Origin of the sequence: Hanamia caeni (genome assembly GCF_003721595.1) — a bacterium.
Classification (GTDB): domain Bacteria; phylum Bacteroidota; class Bacteroidia; order Chitinophagales; family Chitinophagaceae; genus Ginsengibacter; species Ginsengibacter caeni.
Genome location: NZ_RJJR01000040.1, coordinates 1 through 2,317 on the forward strand (window position 1 = coordinate 1; position 2,317 = coordinate 2,317).

At 39.2% G+C, this 2,317-nt stretch carries 3 protein-coding genes; all 3 read left to right on the forward strand.

Going from position 1 to position 2,317, the window contains the following annotated elements; genetic code table 11:
- Window positions 1–55 precede the first annotated feature (55 nt).
- From tnpA to tnpC, 3 genes are read left to right on the forward strand one after another with little or no spacing between them, the layout of a single operon-like run.
- Complete coding sequence (gene tnpA, locus EFY79_RS21195) at window positions 56–373, forward strand: IS66 family insertion sequence element accessory protein TnpA (protein WP_148041998.1); 318 nt, start codon at window positions 56–58, stop codon at window positions 371–373.
- A gap of 2 nt (window positions 374–375) precedes the next feature.
- On the forward strand, window positions 376–741 hold the full coding sequence (gene tnpB / locus EFY79_RS21200; protein ID WP_123122763.1) for an IS66 family insertion sequence element accessory protein TnpB: 366 nt from the start codon (window positions 376–378) through the stop codon (window positions 739–741).
- 60 nt (window positions 742–801) lie between these two features.
- Window positions 802–2,271: an IS66 family transposase gene (gene tnpC, locus EFY79_RS21205; RefSeq protein ID WP_123122764.1), complete on the forward strand. Its 1,470-nt coding sequence runs from the start codon at window positions 802–804 to the stop codon at window positions 2,269–2,271.
- Window positions 2,272–2,317: the final 46 nt, after the last annotated feature.

A 2,317-nucleotide genomic window follows, 5' to 3' on the forward strand; every position in this document is an offset into this window, starting at 1 on the left:
GTATCCCACCGGCCAACCACCTCTTGCGCACAAATTTAATCGCATATAGTTTTGCATGATAAAAAAAGTCATGCGCAATAATCCTGAAGTGCGGCAGCAAATGTTTCAGCTCATAGAACAATTTAAACAAAGTGGCCTTTCTCAAAACGCATTCTGTGAGCAGCAGTCAATCCGTTTTCATAAGTTTTATTATTGGTATAAATGTTACCGGAGAGTGAATGATATTCCTGATGAGAATAATGGAGGTTTTGTAAAGTTGCAAATAGAAAAAACCATGGTTGCCTCTTCGGTTGAAATGCACTTTCCAGGAGGTGTTCGCATACTTTTTCATGAACCGGTAAGCAGCAATTATTTAAAAACGCTGATCAGTTAAGGATGCTACATTTATCTGCATCCTGCAAATATTATTTACATCTACAGCCAACCGATATGCGCAAAGGCTTTGATAGTTTAAGTGGCATCGTTATATCAGAATTAAAAATGGATGTTTTAAACGGAGCGGTATTTATTTTTATTAATAAAAAGCACAACCAGGTAAAACTGCTTTTATGGGAAGGCGATGGCTTTGCTATCTATTATAAAAGATTGGAAAAAGGAACTTATGAAATACCTGTTGCCGCAAAAAATAATACCGAATTTTCTATTACCCATGAAGCACTTCAACACATTCTTCAGGGTGTCTGTTTAAAGAGTGTGCGCAAGCGAAAAAGATATCAACAAATAGATAAAAACTGTGGATAACCCATAGAGGTACATTGACCTGCAACTATTGATGCCATTGCGTTGCAGTATATTTGCTTTGTGATAGAAACAGCCCTCGATTATAAAACGTTATACGAAGAATCCACCCTTGAGATTGTTTCTTTAAGGAATGAAATCGCTAATCTTAAGCGAATGATCTTTGGAAGTAAAAGTGAAAGTTTTATTCCACAAAATACTCCCTCTACACAACTGAGTTTAAATATAGAGGCCGAAGCCATTGCCACTTGCTCTGTTACAAAAGCACAAAAGATTGAATATACGCGTCAACAGCTTGAAATCAAAAAGGATCATCCCGGCCGCACCAGGCTTCCGGAACATCTGGAACGTCGTGAAATTATCATCGAACCTTTGCAAAAAACAGAAGGCTGTAAAAAGATCGGCGATGAAGTAACAGAAGAATTAGAATATGAGCCAGGTAAATTATTTGTAAACCGGTATGTACGCCCTAAGTATGTGATTGCTGATAATAGTACAATAATCATCGCTCCCATGATTGAGCGTCCTTTGCCAAAAGCCATTGCAGGAGCCGGATTGCTGGCTCAGATTATCATTGATAAATATGTGGATCATCTTCCGCTTTACCGCCAGGAACAACGTTTTAAAAGAGAAGGAGTCAGCATTCCCTACAGCACCATCAGTGACTGGATAAAGAATGGTTGTGCGCTTTTGGATCCCTTGGGTGAGGCATTGAAAAAAATCGTTATCAGCAACGATTATTTACATGCTGATGAAACACCTCTAAAAGTTCTGGATAAAAATAAAAAGGGAACTACTCATCGCGGATTTTATTGGGTTTACCACAACAGCATAGATAACGTTGTATGGTTCGATTACCGCCAGGGAAGAGGAAGAGAAGGCCCAAATGAAATACTCAAAGATTTTAAAGGTTATCTTCAGACAGACGGTTATAATGTGTATGATATTTTTAAAGAAAATAAAGATATCACCCTGCTTCATTGCATGGCTCATGCGAGGCGTAAGTTTTTTGAAGCAAAGAATAATAATCCGGCTGTTGCTCAATATGCTCTGGAGCAAATCGGGTTGCTCTATGCGATAGAGCGCAAAGCAAAAGAGCAGCAATTAACTGCTGATGAAATTTTTGAATTGCGGCAGGCAGAAGCAGTGCCGATACTGGAATCATTAGGAAAGTGGATGAAGGAAACTTACTTAATATCGCTGCCAAAAAGCACGATTGGCAAAGCGCTGGGCTATAACATAAAAAGATGGCCGGAGCTGAAGATCTACGCAAGCGATGGAAAACTAAACATTGATAATAATCCGGTAGAAAACAGCATCCGTCCTGTAGCCATCGGCAGAAAGAATTATTTATTTGCCGGCAGCCATGAAGCCGCTGAGCGCAGTGCAATGCTTTATTCTTTCCTTGGTACCTGCAAGCTTAATAGCATTAACCCTTTTATTTGGCTGCAAGATGTTTTGCGCCGAATCAGTAATCATCCTATCAATAAAATTGAAGAACTGCTGCCGCAAAACTGGAAACCACTGGTATAAGGATTTTATTTTAAATTAATTTCGATGTGGTTGGTCGGAGGGATAC

Excerpts from the sequence above, each read along its gene's own strand:
- tnpA (WP_148041998.1), top strand. The coding sequence starts at position 56 with ATGATAAAAAAAGTCATGCGCAATAATCCTGAAGTGCGGCAGCAAATG.
- tnpB (WP_123122763.1), top strand. The coding sequence starts at position 376 with ATGCTACATTTATCTGCATCCTGCAAATATTATTTACATCTACAGCCA.